The sequence below is a fragment of the Stenotrophomonas sp. YJH_SMC_81 genome (genome assembly GCF_059370875.1).
In genome coordinates, this window is record NZ_JCAFUB010000005.1 from 359,001 (window position 1) to 373,516 (window position 14,516).

11 protein-coding genes are annotated in these 14,516 nt (G+C 69.1%); 5 read left to right on the forward strand and 6 right to left on the reverse strand.

Features of this window, described 5'->3' with window-relative positions; translation table 11 throughout:
* Positions 1-70 precede the first annotated feature (70 nt).
* Together AC5P8U_RS13425 and AC5P8U_RS13430 are read left to right on the forward strand one after the other, a co-directional pair.
* Positions 71-466, forward strand: coding sequence for a hypothetical protein (locus AC5P8U_RS13425; RefSeq protein WP_072168759.1), 396 nt, complete (start codon positions 71-73; stop codon positions 464-466).
* Between the two features lie 124 nt (positions 467-590).
* Positions 591-1,136: a glutathione peroxidase gene (locus AC5P8U_RS13430; RefSeq protein WP_072168758.1), complete on the forward strand. Its 546-nt coding sequence runs from the start codon at positions 591-593 to the stop codon at positions 1,134-1,136.
* An 84-nt stretch (positions 1,137-1,220) separates the two neighbouring features.
* On the opposite strand, the gene AC5P8U_RS13435 is transcribed toward AC5P8U_RS13430, so the two are convergent.
* From AC5P8U_RS13435 to AC5P8U_RS13460, 6 genes are read right to left on the reverse strand one after another with little or no spacing between them, the layout of a single operon-like run.
* Complete coding sequence (locus tag AC5P8U_RS13435) at positions 1,221-2,234, reverse strand: MlaA family lipoprotein (protein ID WP_088496514.1); 1,014 nt, start codon at positions 2,232-2,234, stop codon at positions 1,221-1,223.
* Between the two features lies 1 nt (position 2,235).
* A complete protein-coding gene (locus tag AC5P8U_RS13440) occupies positions 2,236-2,547 on the reverse strand; it encodes an STAS domain-containing protein (RefSeq protein ID WP_049417176.1) in 312 nt (103 codons plus the stop codon).
* Positions 2,537-3,199 carry an MlaC/ttg2D family ABC transporter substrate-binding protein gene (locus AC5P8U_RS13445; protein ID WP_334272090.1) on the reverse strand — a complete coding sequence of 221 codons (663 nt, stop codon included), beginning with the start codon at positions 3,197-3,199 and terminating at the stop codon, positions 2,537-2,539. The genes AC5P8U_RS13440 and AC5P8U_RS13445 overlap by 11 nt, the downstream gene beginning before the upstream one ends.
* Positions 3,196-3,720: an outer membrane lipid asymmetry maintenance protein MlaD gene (gene mlaD, locus AC5P8U_RS13450; protein ID WP_495214190.1), complete on the reverse strand. Its 525-nt coding sequence runs from the start codon at positions 3,718-3,720 to the stop codon at positions 3,196-3,198. The genes AC5P8U_RS13445 and mlaD overlap by 4 nt, the downstream gene beginning before the upstream one ends.
* 59 nt (positions 3,721-3,779) lie before the next feature.
* The gene (locus AC5P8U_RS13455; protein WP_005414955.1) at positions 3,780-4,529 is read right to left on the reverse strand and encodes an MlaE family lipid ABC transporter permease subunit; all 750 of its coding nucleotides are present in this window, start codon (positions 4,527-4,529) and stop codon (positions 3,780-3,782) included.
* Positions 4,529-5,317, reverse strand: a complete 789-nt coding sequence (locus AC5P8U_RS13460; protein ID WP_057500772.1) for an ABC transporter ATP-binding protein — start codon at positions 5,315-5,317, stop codon at positions 4,529-4,531. Before AC5P8U_RS13460 ends, AC5P8U_RS13455 begins: the two co-directional genes overlap by 1 nt.
* 194 nt (positions 5,318-5,511) lie before the next feature.
* Here AC5P8U_RS13460 and recC point away from each other — a divergent pair, with 194 nt between their 5' ends.
* The 3 genes from recC to recD are packed head-to-tail and all read left to right on the forward strand — an operon-like array spanning position 5,512 to position 14,413.
* Positions 5,512-8,859, forward strand: a complete 3,348-nt coding sequence (recC, locus tag AC5P8U_RS13465) for an exodeoxyribonuclease V subunit gamma (protein ID WP_495214199.1) — start codon at positions 5,512-5,514, stop codon at positions 8,857-8,859.
* Complete coding sequence (recB, locus tag AC5P8U_RS13470; protein WP_495214191.1) at positions 8,856-12,536, forward strand: exodeoxyribonuclease V subunit beta; 3,681 nt, start codon at positions 8,856-8,858, stop codon at positions 12,534-12,536. Before recC ends, recB begins: the two co-directional genes overlap by 4 nt.
* Complete coding sequence (recD, locus tag AC5P8U_RS13475) at positions 12,533-14,413, forward strand: exodeoxyribonuclease V subunit alpha (protein WP_088496519.1); 1,881 nt, start codon at positions 12,533-12,535, stop codon at positions 14,411-14,413. Before recB ends, recD begins: the two co-directional genes overlap by 4 nt.
* Positions 14,414-14,516 lie beyond the last annotated feature (103 nt).

The following is a 14,516-nucleotide window of genomic DNA, read 5'->3' on the forward strand; positions in this document are numbered from 1 at the left end:
CCACGCTGACACGCCGCCTGCATCGCCGATGGGTATGCTGGCGGCCTGTCCGCTTCGACCAGGTACCGCCATGCGCCTGCCCCGCTTCACCAGCCTTGTCCTGACCGCGCTGCTCGCCGCCTGCGGCAGCGCGCCAACGACCGTGGGCACGACCACGCAGGCCGCCTCCAGCACCCCCGAAGCGGTCGAGGCCTACCGCGAAGCACGCGACGTCGACTGCCAGGCCGCCGGTGGCACCCTGCAGCGGCTCGGCCGGCTGCAGCGCGAGCAATGCGTGATTCCCTATGCCGACGCCGGCAAGGCCTGCAGCCGCAAAAGCGACTGCACGGGCCAGTGCCTGGCCGCAGGCGAGGCACTGGCCGGTGATGTGGCGTCCGGTACCTGCCAGCGTGATGCCAGCCAGAACTTCGGTTGCCGCCAGCGTATCGATGACGGCAAGGCGCAGGGTACGATCTGCGTGGATTGAGGATGTCCTGTAGAGCCGAGCCCATGCTCGGCTGCCATGGCATCAGCCGAGCATGGGTTCGGCTCTACAACAGCGCGCGCGGCGCTATGCTGGTGGGCCATTCCCGCCGTAGCCGGAGCCCCGCGTGAGCACCCCGATCCAGGACATTCCCCTCACCACCATCGACGGCCAGCCGTCCTCGCTTGCCGACTACCAGGGCAAGGTGCTGCTGCTGGTCAACGTCGCCTCCAAGTGCGGCCTGACCCCGCAGTACGAAGGCCTGCAGGCGCTGTATGCGGAAAAGCATGCGCAGGGCCTGGAAGTGCTGGGCTTCCCCGCCAACAACTTCCTTGGCCAGGAGCCGGGCAGCGAGGCGGAGATCCAGCAGTTCTGCCAGCTCACCTACGACGTCAGTTTCCCGATGTTCTCCAAGATCAGTGTCGCCGGTGATGACACCCACCCGCTGTACCAGCAGCTGACCGCCGCCCAGCCGCAGTCGATCGGCGAAGGCCCGCTGCGCGAGCGCCTGGCCAGCAAGGAGATCCCGATCCATCCGGCACCGGCGGTGCTGTGGAACTTCGAGAAGTTCCTGGTCGGCCGTGATGGCAAGGTGATTGCACGCTTTGCCCCGGACGTGGCGGCCGATGACGTGCGCCTGCGCGACGCCATCGAGGCCGCGCTGGTGGCCTGAGCAAAGCGTGCCAATCCGGGTTGGCACCTGCCGGAAAAGAAAACCCCGCCGAGGCGGGGTTTTTTCATGCACGGGTTGCAGCGATCAGTTGCTCCAGTTCGGCATCGGCATCGCATCCACGGGGATCGGCGAATTGGCATCGTCATGGCCGCGGTCGCGCTTGCTGCGCAGGTCGTTCTCGATCTGGTAGTTGCGGCGCTGCATCCACGCATCGCGCACCAGCGAGTACTCGTCCACGGCGGTGTCGCGCAGATCATCGATCGCCAGCAGCTGTGCGCGGGTGTCGACCAGCTGCAGGCCCTGCAGGCCGATGCGGACCTTGTCTTCCTCGATGCGGCGGATCGGCGACAACGGGATGTCACCGGCCAGGCCGAACACATCGCGCACGGTACGCGGGCCGAAGAACGGCAGTTCCACGTAGCGCGAACGACGCCAGCCCCAGGCACCCAGGGTCTGGCCGAAATCTTCATTGCGACGCGGCACCATCGCCTTGCTGGCCGGATCGAACAGGCCACCGATGCCCAGCGTGCTGTTCATCAGGAAGCGGCCGAGGCTGTCCCACGCATCGGCACCGCGGCCCTGCAGCAGCTGGTTGGTGATGGTCACCGGTGCGCGCAGATTGCTGAAGAAGTTGCTGACGCCGGTACGCGCGAAGCGTGGCACCACGTGGGTGTAGGCCGTGGCCAGCGGGCGGGCGATGCCACGGTCGACCGCGTTGTTGAACTTGTGCACCTTGCGGTTGAACGGTTCCCACGGGTCATAGGCGGCCGCACTGCCGGTGTCGCCGGTACCACCGTACAGGGCGTCGAAATCATCGTCGCTGGCGGCGGAGGATGCTGCGGTCGTCGGTGGGCTGGCCTCTGCGCCCTGCGGCGCAGCTGTCGGCGCCGCAGCGGCAGGCGTCGCCGGGTTGGCCACGGCAGCGACCGGAGCAGTACCGACCACGCCGGTATCGGCCGTTGCGGCCGGCGCTTCGGCAGCAGGGCCGGGCGCGACCACGGTGCTGGCGACCGGTGCATCGCTGCGCGCGGGCTTGCCGGCACAGGCGGTCAGGGCGGTGGCCAGGAGGATCAGGGGGAAAGTGCGTACGACGTTCATGTCAGCTCGCAGCAGAAGTAGCGTTGAAGTCCAGGTCGGGCGACAGCCGGTAGGCCGCGCTCAGCTCGTTGAAGCCGGCCGGCGCGCCGGAAATGGCCAGCGCATGGCCCGCCTTGCGTGCCCGGGAGGCCAGTTCGGCCAGCAGGGCCAGGCCGGCGCTGTCCACGCGCTCGACCTCGCCCAGCTCCAGCCGTGCCAGCTTGGCCGGCAGGGCCTGCAGCTGCGGCCACAGCGCGATCACCGCGGCACGGTCGAGCACCCCGCGCAGGCGCAGGGTGTCGCCTTCCAGCAGCGCCAGTGCGTTACTTGCCATTGCCCGCCGGCCCGGCCTGCATGCTGCCGCTGTGCAGCTCGCTGGCCACCTGCTTGATGCCCTTCTGGCGCAGCGGAGTATCGAACTGGTTGCGGAAGGTCTGCACGTAGGAGATGCCTTCGATGTTGACGTCGAAGATCTTCCACTGGCCGTTCACGTTGCGCATCCAGTACTCGACCGGGGTCGGTTCGCTGCCGGCGCGCACCAGTTCGGTGGTCACTCGCACGCCGCGGTTGCCCGGCAGCGGGCTCTCACCCTTCAGACGGAAGCTCGGCTTGCCCTGGATGTTGAGCAGGGTCGAACCGTAGCGCTGCATCAGGCTGTCGGCCATGGCATCGGCGAACAGCTTGATGTCGGCATCCGAGGCGCCGCGGGCGTGCGTGCCCAGCACCAGGCGTGCCGCATAGTCGCGGTCGAAGGTGCGGTTCAGTTCGCTGTCGATGTAGCTGCGCAGGCTGGCCGGATTGCTGCTGAACTCGCTCCGGCGCTGCTGCAGGGTGGTGAGGATGCGCGTGCTGGCATCGATCACCACCTTGCCGGCCTGGCCCTGCGCTGCGGCAGCGGCGGGGGCGACCGCCTGGGCCTGGGCAAGGAACGGGGTGGCCATCAGCAGCGCCGAGGCGAGCAGGGCGGGGATCAGTTTCATTTTCATGGTTGCGGTTCCGTTGCAGGCGCCTGCGCGCCATCGTTGGGCTTCTGGGCAGCGCCGCCACCGGCGCCGCCACTGAACATGTACTTGCCGACCAGCTGGATCAGGTCCACCGCCGGCTGGGTGAAGACGATCTCGTCACCGGCCTTCAGCACGTCCGGGTCGCCGCCCGGCTGCAGACCGATATAGCTCTCGCCGAGCAAACCACTGGTGAAGATGCCCGCCGAGGTGTCCGCCGGCAGGTCCTTGACCTTGCTGTCCATGCGCAGGGTCACGATGGATTCGAACTTCACCGGATCCAGGTCGATCGAGGCGACCTGGCCGACGGTGACGCCGCTGATCTTCACCGGCGCCTGCTTGCGCAGCTGGCCGACCTGGGAGAAGCGCGCCTTCAGCTCGTAGCCCTGGCTGCCCCAGCTCCAGCGCTGGTTGGTCGAGGCCACGGCCAGCACCATCAGCGAGGCCAGGGCCAGCAGCAGGAATGCGCCGACGGAGAATTCGAGTCTGGGACCGCGGATGGCCATGTGGATTACCTGATCGAGTCGTGGTGGCCGCGCGCGCCTGCGCACCGCCGGTGGAGGGGTTAGGTGAACAACATTGCCGACAGCACGAAGTTGAACATCAGCACCAGCAGCGAGGCATTGACCACCGCACGGGTGGTCGCCACCGAGGTGCCCTCGATGGTCGGCTCGGCGTGGAAACCAACATAGGCGGCGACCAGCGCTGCGGTGCCGCCGAAGATCGCCGACTTCAGCATCGCCACGCCGAAGTCATCCCAGAAATCGACGCTGTTGCGCAGTGCCGACCAGAACACGCCATTGTCCAGGCCCAGCACATGCACCGCTTCGAAGTAGCTGGCGCTGATCGCCAGCGAGCAGAAGATGCCGGTCAGCAGTGGCACGGTCAGCACCGCCGCCCAGAAGCGCGGCGCGACGGCTTTGGCCACCGGGTCGATCGCCATCAGCTCCAGTGCCTTGATCTGGTCGGTGGCGCGCATCAGGCCCAGTTCGGCGGCGATCGAGCTGCCGGCGCGGCCGATGAACAGCAGCGCGGTCAGCACCGGCGCCAGTTCCCGGTACAGCGACAGGCCGAGCAGGGTCGACAGCGCGTCGGCCGCTCCGAAGGTGGTCAGCGTGCGGTAGCCCTGCAGGGTCAGTACCAGGCCGACGAAGGCACCACCGACGGCGATGATCGGCAGCGAGCGCGCGCCGATCTTGTAGATCTCGCGGGTCAGCTCGGCCAGGAAATCACGGGTCGGCAGCGAACCACGCAGCACGGTCAGCGAGAACAGGCCGGCGCGACCCAGCGAGCGGGTGGCTTGGACGAACGGCATCAGGCGACCCTCGCGCGCGGCGCGGCATCGAACGGAATGGGGCCATCGGGCTGGCCGTGCAGGAACTGCCGCAGCAACGGGTCCTGGCTGGACTGCAGCGCCTCGGGCGTGCCCTGGAACACGATGCCGCCATTGGCGATGGCGATCACCTGGTCGCAGATCGGCAGGGTCTCGTGCACGTGGTGGCTGACAATGATGCTGGTCAGGCCCAGGCTGTGGTTGAGGCGCTGGATCAGGCTCATGATCACGCCGGAGGCGATCGGGTCCAGCCCGGTCAGCGGCTCGTCGTAGATCATCAGTGGCGGATCCAGTGCCAGCGCGCGGGCCAGCGCGACGCGGCGCGCCATGCCGCCGGACAGTTCGCGCGGCCAGGCATCGGCAGCGGCCAGCAGGCCCACGGCATGCAGCTTCATTTGCACAAGCCGGCGCAGCACGGCGGACGGCAGGCGGGTATGCGTGCGCAGCGGCAGCGCGACGTTTTCGGCGACGGTCAGATCGGTCAGCAGCCCGTTGCCCTGCAGCAGAACACCCACGCTCTTGCGCATTTCCAGCAGCGCGCCGCTGTCATGCGGGATCGGCTTGCCGAACAGGGTGACCTCGCCGGCGACCGGACGCAGTTCGCCGGTCAGTGCCGCCAGCAGGGTCGACTTGCCACTGCCGGACGGGCCCAGCACGGCCGTGATGCTGCCCTTGGGCACCTGCAGCGACACGTCGCGCAGGATCGTGCGCCCGCTCCGGTCGATGCGGACGTTGGATAACTGCACCAGACTGGAGGTGGAAGCCGACATGGGCACCATTAACGTTTTTTAGACATCGAAGGATCGGGCCCATCGGCTGAACATAAGCAGACTGGACGGTCCAGTATTGTGGCACGGCATGACCCTTGCCAGGCCGGGACAATCGGCCGGCAGCGCGGAACAATCCGTACCGGCGATGGGCGGGCCATTGAATACTGCCTGCCGTGCTGCACACTGTGCATGACATGATGAGTGACCCGGGCAGCGATTTCCGCCTCTACCATTCCAACTCCCTGGACGTGCTGGCTGCGCTGCTGGCGCGCAACGTGCGTGAGCCGGTTCCGGGCCAGCCGTTGCTCGCGCCGGAGGTGGTGCTGATCCCGCAGGTGGCGATGCGGCGTTGGCTGCAAGCGACACTCGCTGCCGAGTATGGCGTGGCCGCCAACCTCGAGTTCCTGACCCCGGGCGAGTTCGTTGCCCGTGCACTCAATGCCAATGTGCCGGGCGAACGCGACGACCTGGACGCGGCGGGCCTGCACTGGAAGCTGTACCAGGCACTGCGCGACCCGGCGCTGCTGGCGCAGCCACCGATGCGCGCGCTGCAGTCCTATCTTGCCGGCGGCGACGCCCTGAAGCCGTGGGCACTGGCCGGTGAACTGGCGTCGGTGTTCGAGAAGTACCAGGCCTGGCGCCGCGACTGGTTGCTGCGCTGGGAGGCCGGCGCCGACCAGGCCGACCCGCAGGCGATCCTCTGGCGCACCATCGCCCATGGCCGCGACTACCGCGCGCGCCGCATCCAAGCGTACCTGGATCGCTTCGAGGGCGCCGGCCAGCCGCTGCCGCAAGGCCTGCCGCCGCGCATGTCCGCGTTCGCGACGCTCAACATCTCGCCCGACGTGCTGCGGGTGATGGCCACCCAGGCGCGGGTGGGCGAGCTGCACTTCTATATGCCCACTCCGGTGCAGTCGTACTGGGGTGACCTGCAGACGCTGGCCGAGCGCCTGCGCAGCGGCGCACCCGATCCCTTCGGTGAAGCGGCTGGTGAGAACCGCCTGCTGGAAGCCTGGGGTGCGGCCGGCCGCGACTTCATGGCGGTGCTGGGCAGCTACGAGGTGGTGCACCCGGCCGGCGAGATTGCCGCGTATTCGGATCCGGAGGAAGACACCCGGCCGACCCTGGACGAAGGCGGCCTGTCCGACAGCCTGCTGCATCGCCTGCAGCGCGATCTGTTCCACCGCCGCGCACTGCCCTCGGGCGAGCTGCGCGATGGGCTGCGCAGCGACGACCCCAGCCTGCAGGTGCATGCCTGCCACACCCGGCTGCGCGAGCTGCAGGTGCTGCACGACCAGCTGAGAAGCCTGCTGCAGGACCCGCGCTTCGACCCACCGCTGCAGGCGCGCGAGATTGCGGTGCTGGCGCCGGACATCGATCCCTATGTGCCGTACCTGGAGGCGGTGTTCGGCGGCCGCGGGGGGGAGGACGAGCATATTCCCTACGCGCTGGCCGACAGCAGCCCACTGGCAGGAGAGCCGCTGGCCGATGTGTTCGTGCACCTGCTGGGCCTGCCGGTCTCGCGTTTCGGCCTGAACGAGGTGCTGGACCTGCTCGCCAGCGCGCCGCTGGCCGAAGCGGCCGGGCTGGAGGCGGTGGACTTCGATCGCCTGCATGGCTGGCTGCAGCAGGCCGGCGCACGCTGGGGCCTGGATGCGAAGCACCGCAACCAGCACCAGGCGCCGGCCGACGACGCCTACACCTGGCAGTTCGCACTGGACCGCCTGGTGCTCGGTCACGCCACCGGCAGCGAGGCGGACCTGGCCGGCGTGGCGCCGTGGATCGAGCTGGAAGGCGGCGCGCTGGAAGCACTGGACCGGCTGCTGCGGCTGCTGCGCGTGCTGGCGGTCTACCAGCGTCGCCTCGGCGAGCTGCTGACCCCGGCGCAGTGGCGGCAACGGCTGCTGTCGCTGCTGGACGCGCTGCTGCCGACCGCGCCCAGCTCGCCCAACAGCCAGCGTGCCCTCGAGCGCCTGCGCAAGCTGCTGAATCAGTTCGCCGACGATGCCGCCAAGGCCGGGTTCGAAGACGGCGTGCCGCCTGAGGTGGTGCGTTCGCACTTCGCCGGTGTACTGGGTGAGGCCGATACGCGCGCGCCGCTGCTGACCGGTGGCATCAGTTTCGGCCGCATGGTGCCGATGCGCCTGCTGCCGTTCCGGGTGATCTGCGTGCTCGGTCTCAATGATGGCGATTTCCCGCGTCGTGACCCGGCCGCGGGCCTCAACCAGCTCACCGCCGAGCTGGACACGCCACGCCGCCGCCCGGGCGATCGCTCCACCCGCGAAGACGACCGCTTCCTGTTCCTGCAGCTGTTCGCCGCCGCGCAGGAGGTGTTCTACCTCAGCTACCTCGGCGCCGATCCACGCGATGGCAGCGTGCGTGAGCCGTCGGTGCTGGTCAGTGAACTGATCGATGCCGCCGCCGCGTATCACCTCGATCCGCCTGCGGCGGTCCGCGACTTTACCGTGCGCCATGCACTGCAGCCGTTCTCACCGGCGGCGTTCGGAGATGGCGATCCACGCCGCTTCAGCTATCGGCGGCAATGGCATCCCGCTGCCGGCCGCCTCACCGGCCAGCGTGGGGGCCTGCAGCCGTGGTTCGATGCCCCGCTGCCGCCGCCGTTCGACGATGCGGTGGAAGACGAGCTCGCGCTCGACACCCTGCGCCGCTTCCTGTGCGACCCGGCCGGGCAGTTCCTCGCACAGTCGATGGGCCTGCGCCTGGCCGACGATGCCGGGGAAGTTGATGACCTGGAACCGCTGGTGCTGTCATCGCGCGGCCCGGAAAAGCGCAGCGTGCAGGCGGCGGTGGTGCGCGCCACGCTCAGTGGCGATACCGAACCGTTGTACCCGCGGCTGCGCGCGCGTGGCCTGCTGCCGTCCGGTCCATTGGGCCAGCGCCAGTTCGAGGTGGAGCAGTTGAAGACCCGCCCGTATGCCAGTGCGTTGCTGGGCTGGATGCAGGGCGAGCCGCTGGAAAGCCGTCGCTACGAAGTGGACATCGATGGCGTGCGCCTGCACGGCCGCGTGGCCGATCGGCATCCCGAAGGCCTGGTGCGGCTGCGCGCCGGCACGCTCAATGGCAATGCAGTGATCCGCCAGGGCCTGGACTGGCTGCTGGCCAACGCCGCCGGCGACGCACTGCCCCTTGTGCAGTTCCACGATGGCGGCGACGCCGGTCCCGGCCCGCATGTACTGCCGGCACTGAGCGCGCCTGCTGCACGCGCGGCGCTGCGCGCGCTGCTGCAGTTGCGCCAGCGCGGCCTGCGTGAGCCGCTGCGCTTTGCCCCGTATACCGGCTGGGTGCTGTACAACGCGCCGGCAGAAAAACAGCGCAGCGAGGGTTGGAAGCAGTGGCACGGCAGCGACCGCAGCTGGGGTGAATCCAGCAGCGACGCCTGGCAGCTGCTGCTGCGGGGTGCCGACCCGTTCGCCTCCGATGCCAGTTATGCCGACCTGCTGCGCAACAGCCAGGTGGTCTTCAGCGCGGTGCGCGAAGGCCGCACCCTCGGCGCCGAAACGCGCCAGGAGGGCAGCGCATGAGCCCCGCCTTCATCGATGAGCGAGCCCAGTGCATGGCGGTCGATCCCTATCTGGCCCTGCCGCTGGATGGCATCCGCCTGATCGAAGCCAGCGCCGGTACCGGCAAGACCTTCACCCTGGCCACGCTGTTTACCCGCCTGGTGGTAGAGCAGGGCCTGCGCATCGGCCAGATCCTGGCGGTGACCTTCACCGATGCGGCTACCCAGGAACTGCGCAAGCGCATCCGCGAGCGCCTGGCGCTGGCGGCGCGACTGGTCGATCTGGAACCGGTCGAAGGCGAAGCACCGGACGTGCGGCTGACCCGCGAGGTGCTGCAGCGCCATCTGCAGGGAGGTACCGAGCGCGCCGCTGCACTGAAGCGCCGCCTGCAGGTCGCCGCCGATGAGATCGACCTTGCGTCCGTCTTCACCATCCATGGCTTCTGCACCCGCGTGCTGCGCGAGCATGCGCTGGAGAGCGGCCACACCTTTGATCCGCCGGAGCTGCTGGCCAGCGACCGTGAGTTGCTGGAAGCGCTCGCGGCAGACCTGTGGCGGGTATATGCCAATGACCCGGCCACGCTGGAACCGCTGACCTGGCTGTGGTCCACCCCGGACGCACTGGTCGCCGATCTGCGCGCGTTGCTGGCCGCGCCGCCGCTGCACCCGTTGCCACAGGCGGTGGCGCTGCCCGATCCGCAGGCCGCCCTGCAGAGTGTTGCCGAAGAGCTGTCCGCAAGCGTGCGCGAGCATGGCGAGCAGTTCTTCATCGACCTCTGCGATGCGGTCGACAACAAATGGATCAACGGCGTGTCGTACAAGCTGGGCTGGCTGCACCCGCTGGGCCGGCAACTGCTGGGCTGGGCCGAACGCGCCGACCCGCGCGAGCTGCTGACCAGCGAGCGCCTGCCGGCACTGCTGCCGGAGGCGCTGGCAGCCAAGACCAACAAGAAATTCGCCGAGCGCACGCCATCGTCGCCATTGCAGGCGCCGTTGGCCCGCTATGTCGCGCTTCTGGCCGAACGCGATGCCTGGCTCCGTGCCACCGCGTTGAACTTCCTGCACGTGCTTCGCGCTGAAGCCAGACAGCGCCTGCAGGCGCTGAAGCGCACCCGCCGGGTGCAGACCTACGACGATCTGATCGATGGCGTGGCACTGGCCCTGGAAGGCCCGCAGCGGCTGGCATTGGTCAAGCAGCTGCGCGCGCAGTACCGCATCGCGTTGGTCGATGAGTTCCAGGATACCGACGACCGTCAGTGGGGCATTTTCCACACCGTGTTCGGCGATTCACCGGAAGTGCGCGAGCTCGGCCTGGCACCGGCGCTGTTCCTGATCGGCGATCCCAAGCAGGCGATCTACGGTTTCCGCGGCGGTGATATCCACACTTACCTGAAGGCCAAGCGGGCGGCGCAACAGGCGCCGGTGCTTGACCAGAACTTCCGCTCGCGACCGGCCGTGCTGCGCGCGCTGCAGGCGCTGTACGACAACGGTGGCGAAGACGCCTTCCTCGAGCGTGGCATCCAGTTCGAGCCGGTGCGGCCCGGTGGCGTGCGCAGCGATGCGGACTACCAGCGCGACGGCCATGCCGCCCCGGCACTCACTCTGCGCGTGCTGCGCAGTGGCGGTGACAAGGCGATGAGTGCCGATGCCTCGCGCGAAGCAGCCGCCCAGGCCTGTGTGGCGGCGATCCACCAGATCCTGGTCGCGGCGCGCGTCGGCAATGCGGTGCTGCGTGGGCGCCCGGTACAGCCGGGCGACATCGCGGTGCTGGTGCGTTCGCATCGCGAGGCCACACTGGTGCAGCGCGCGCTGGCCGTGGTCGGCATTCCTGCCGTGGCAGCGGGCAAGCAGAGCCTGTTCGCCACCAGCGAAGCGCGTGATCTGCGTGCACTGCTGCTGGCGCTGCTGCAGCCGGCTGACGAGGGCCGCCTGCGCGCGGCGCTGGCGACGGTGCTGCTCGGCCAGCGCGCCAGTGCGATCGCGGCGATGGAGCACGAGGGCGACCTGCAACGCGGGTTCCAGGCGCAGCTTCTGCATTGGCGCGAGCGCTGGCAGCGCGGCGGCCCGTTCGCGGTGATCGCCGACGTCTGCGCCGCGCAGGGCGAACGCCTGCTGGCGCTGATCGATGGCGAGCGCCGCCTGACCAACTACCTGCAGCTGGGCGAACTGCTGCAGGAAGCCTCGGCGCAGGCGCTGGGCATGCACGGCCTGCTGGACTGGCTGCAGGGCCAGATGGCCAGCGCCGACCAGGATGACGAGCAGCAGCTGCTGCGCCTGGAATCGGATGCGCGCCGCGTGCAGATCATCACCCTGCACAAGAGCAAGGGCCTGGAGTACCCGCTGGTGTTCCTGCCCTTCGTGGGCATCGACGGCGGTGCGCCCAACACCGCCTCGCACTGCACGGTGCATGTGGGCGGCCAGCGCCAGCTGCACTGGAAGCTGGGCAAGGACGAGGCCTGGGAAGCGGCCACTGCGCAGCGCGAGCGCGAGCAGCGTGCCGAGGATGCGCGCCTGCTGTATGTCGGCCTGACCCGCGCCGAGCACGCGCTGTGGATCGCCGTGGGTGATCTGGCCGGGCTCGGCAGGACGCGGCTGGCACCGCTGCTGGGTGACCTGCAGGCGCTGCGCGCGCATGCCGATGTGCGCATCGATGACAGTGAGGTACCGGCTGCGCTGCCGCAGCTGGCGGCCGAAGTGGAAGGGGATCTTCCGGCGGTGCGTGCACTGACCCGGCGCGTTCCGCACGACTGGTGGGTGTACAGCTTCACCCAGCTGGCCCACGCCGATGCCGGCGCGGGCAGTGACATCGAAGCCGCTGCCACCGCGCTGCCGGCGCCGGCAGCCGACGAACCCACCGGCCCGGAGCTGCCGCTGGAACCGGCACTGCCGGAAGCCGCCGCGGAGGCCGAGGACAGCGCGCCGCTCGACCCGCGTTTCATGGGCAGCCGCTTCGGCAACGTGCTGCACGAGGCAATGGAAAACGTCGACTTCGCCGCATGGGCTGACTGGCAACCAGGCCGGGAAGCTCCCGAGGGCCAGGTCGAGGTGCTGCGCAAGGCGCTGCACGATGAGGGCTATGCCGACGTCGATCTGGACGATGGCGTAGCGGTGCTGGTGCCGCTGGTGGGCCACACGCTGACCGTACCGCTGCCCGAAGGCGGTGCGCTGTACAGCCTCGGTGAAGGCGAGCGCCGCGCCGAAATCGACTTCCATTTCGCCATCGAGGCGACCACGGTGCCGGCGCTGCTGCAGGTGCTGCATGCGCACGGTGTTTCCAGTGGCCGCCGCGGTTTCGGCCAGCGCCGCCGCCTGGAGGGGCTGATGACCGGCATGATCGACCTGACCTACGTGCGTGATGGCCGGTGGTACGTGCTCGACTACAAGTCCAACCGCCTGCCCGGCTACAGCCCGGACCTGCTGGCCATTGCCATGCGCCACAGCGAATACGATCTGCAGGCGCTGATCTACACCGTGGCCCTGCATCGCTGGCTGCGCTTCCGCCTGGGCGCCGCCTACGACTACGAGCGCGACATGGGCGGCATCCGTTACCTGTTCTGCCGCGGCCTGGATGGCAAGGGCAATGGCGTGCACGTGGATCGTTTCCCGTTCGCGCTGGTGGATGCACTCGACGCGCTGTTCGCCGGCGGCGAGCAGGCCCAGGCCCAGCTCGCCGCGCGTGCCCGAGGAGCCAGCGCATGAGCCTGCTGAAGGAACTGCACCAGAAGGGCCTGCTGCGCACCCTCGACCACGCATTGGCGACCAGCCTGCAGCGGTTGCGCGACGACACGCCCGACAATGTGGCACTGGCGGCGGCGCTGGCTTCGCTGGCGGTGTCGCAGGGCCACGCCGCGTTCGATCCGGCACAACCGCAGCGGTTGCTGGAAGGCGTGCCCGAGTGGCCCGCCGCGCAGGCCTGGCTGGCGCAGCTGCGCGCATCGCCCTGGGTGGCCACACCGGAGCAGGCTGACGCCATCGCCGGGGATGCCCCCTTGGTGCTGGAGAACGGGCTGCTGTACCTGCGCCGCTACCGCGAGTACGAGCGCCAGTTGGCCACCGGTCTGCAGCGCATCGGCCGGCATCCGCTGCCGGCGCCGGACATGGCAGCGTTGGCGCCGTTGTTCGCGCAGCTGTTCCCGCACGCATCGTGCGGCGAAGATCACCAGGCACGCGCAGCCGGCGTGACGCTGCGCCATCCGCTGGCGCTGGTCACCGGCGGCCCCGGCACAGGCAAGACCACCACCATCGCACGCCTGTTGCTGCTGCTGGCCGCGCAGGCCCGGCACGCCGGCCAGCCGCTGCCCGAGGTGGCGCTGGCCGCGCCCACCGGTCGCGCCGCCGAGCGGATGGCCGAGAGCCTGCGCATGGCCGTGCAACGCTTGCAGGAACAGGGACTGGATCCGACACTGTGCGCGGCACTGCCCAGCAGCGGCACCACCCTGCATCGACTGCTCGGCGTGATTCCCGACTCACCACGCTTCCGCCACCACGCCGACAATCCGCTGGCGGTGGACGTGGTGGTGGTCGACGAAGCGTCGATGATCGATCTGCCGATGATGGCCAAGCTGGTCGATGCAATTGCCAGCGGCACCCGCCTGATCCTGCTCGGCGATCCCGATCAGTTGCCGTCGGTCGAAGCCGGTGATGTGCTCAGCGCGATCCTGCGCGCCAGCGGCGATGGCATCGGCACCCGCGCCGACGATGCGCTGGCGCTGCATGGCCTGCTGGCACCGGCCACCTTGCAGCCGCAGGCCGCACCACGCGCCTTCGCCGGCCGTCGCGTACAGCTGCAACGCGGCTACCGGCAGAGTGATGCGCTGGACCTGGCACCGCTGGCGCATGCCGTGCGTGAAGGCGACAGCGGCACCGCGCTGCAGCTGCTGCGCAGTGGTGAACTGGCCGGCGTGCACTTCCACGAAGGCGAAGCCGATCCATTGCGCGGTCAGCGCGAGCACCTGCTGGGCCACTGGCGTGCACTGGCCGAGGCCGCGGATCCGGTACGTGCCCTGCAGCAGGCCGGTCGCCTGCGCGTGCTGACCGCGCTGCGCGAAGGCCCGCAAGGTGCGCGTGGGCTCAACAGCCGCATCGAACAGCTGCTGGCCGGCAACACCCCGGGCTACTTCCAGGGCCGCTTGCTGCTGGTCACCGAGAACAGCTACCGGCACCGCCTGTTCAATGGTGATATCGGCATCTGCCTGCGCGATGGCAGCGGCGCGATGGTGGCCTGGTTCCCCGGCGACAGCGTCGACCAACCACGCGCCTTCCACCCCGCAGCACTGCCCGCGCACGAAAGCGCCTTTGCGATGACCGTGCACAAGGCACAGGGCTCGGAGTTCGATGAAGTGTGGTTGCAGCTGCCACGCCAGGACAGCCGCGTGCTGTCACGCGAACTGGTCTACACCGGCCTGACCCGCGCCCGCCAGGTACTGCATGTGGCCGGCAGCGCCGACGTGCTGCAGGCCGCACTGAAGCGGCACGCCAGCCGCTTGGGCGGCCTGGCCTGGCGGTTGGGTGCCGAAGATGTGGCCGAACAACCAGCGCGCATCGAACAGCCCACGGTGCAGGGCACGTTGTTCTGACGCGGGCGTGATGCGCTGCCTGTAGAGCCGGGCCATGCTCGGCTGATGGACCACGAAGCCGAGCGTGGCTCGACTCTACAAAAGCGCGCTTCGATCGTTCTGG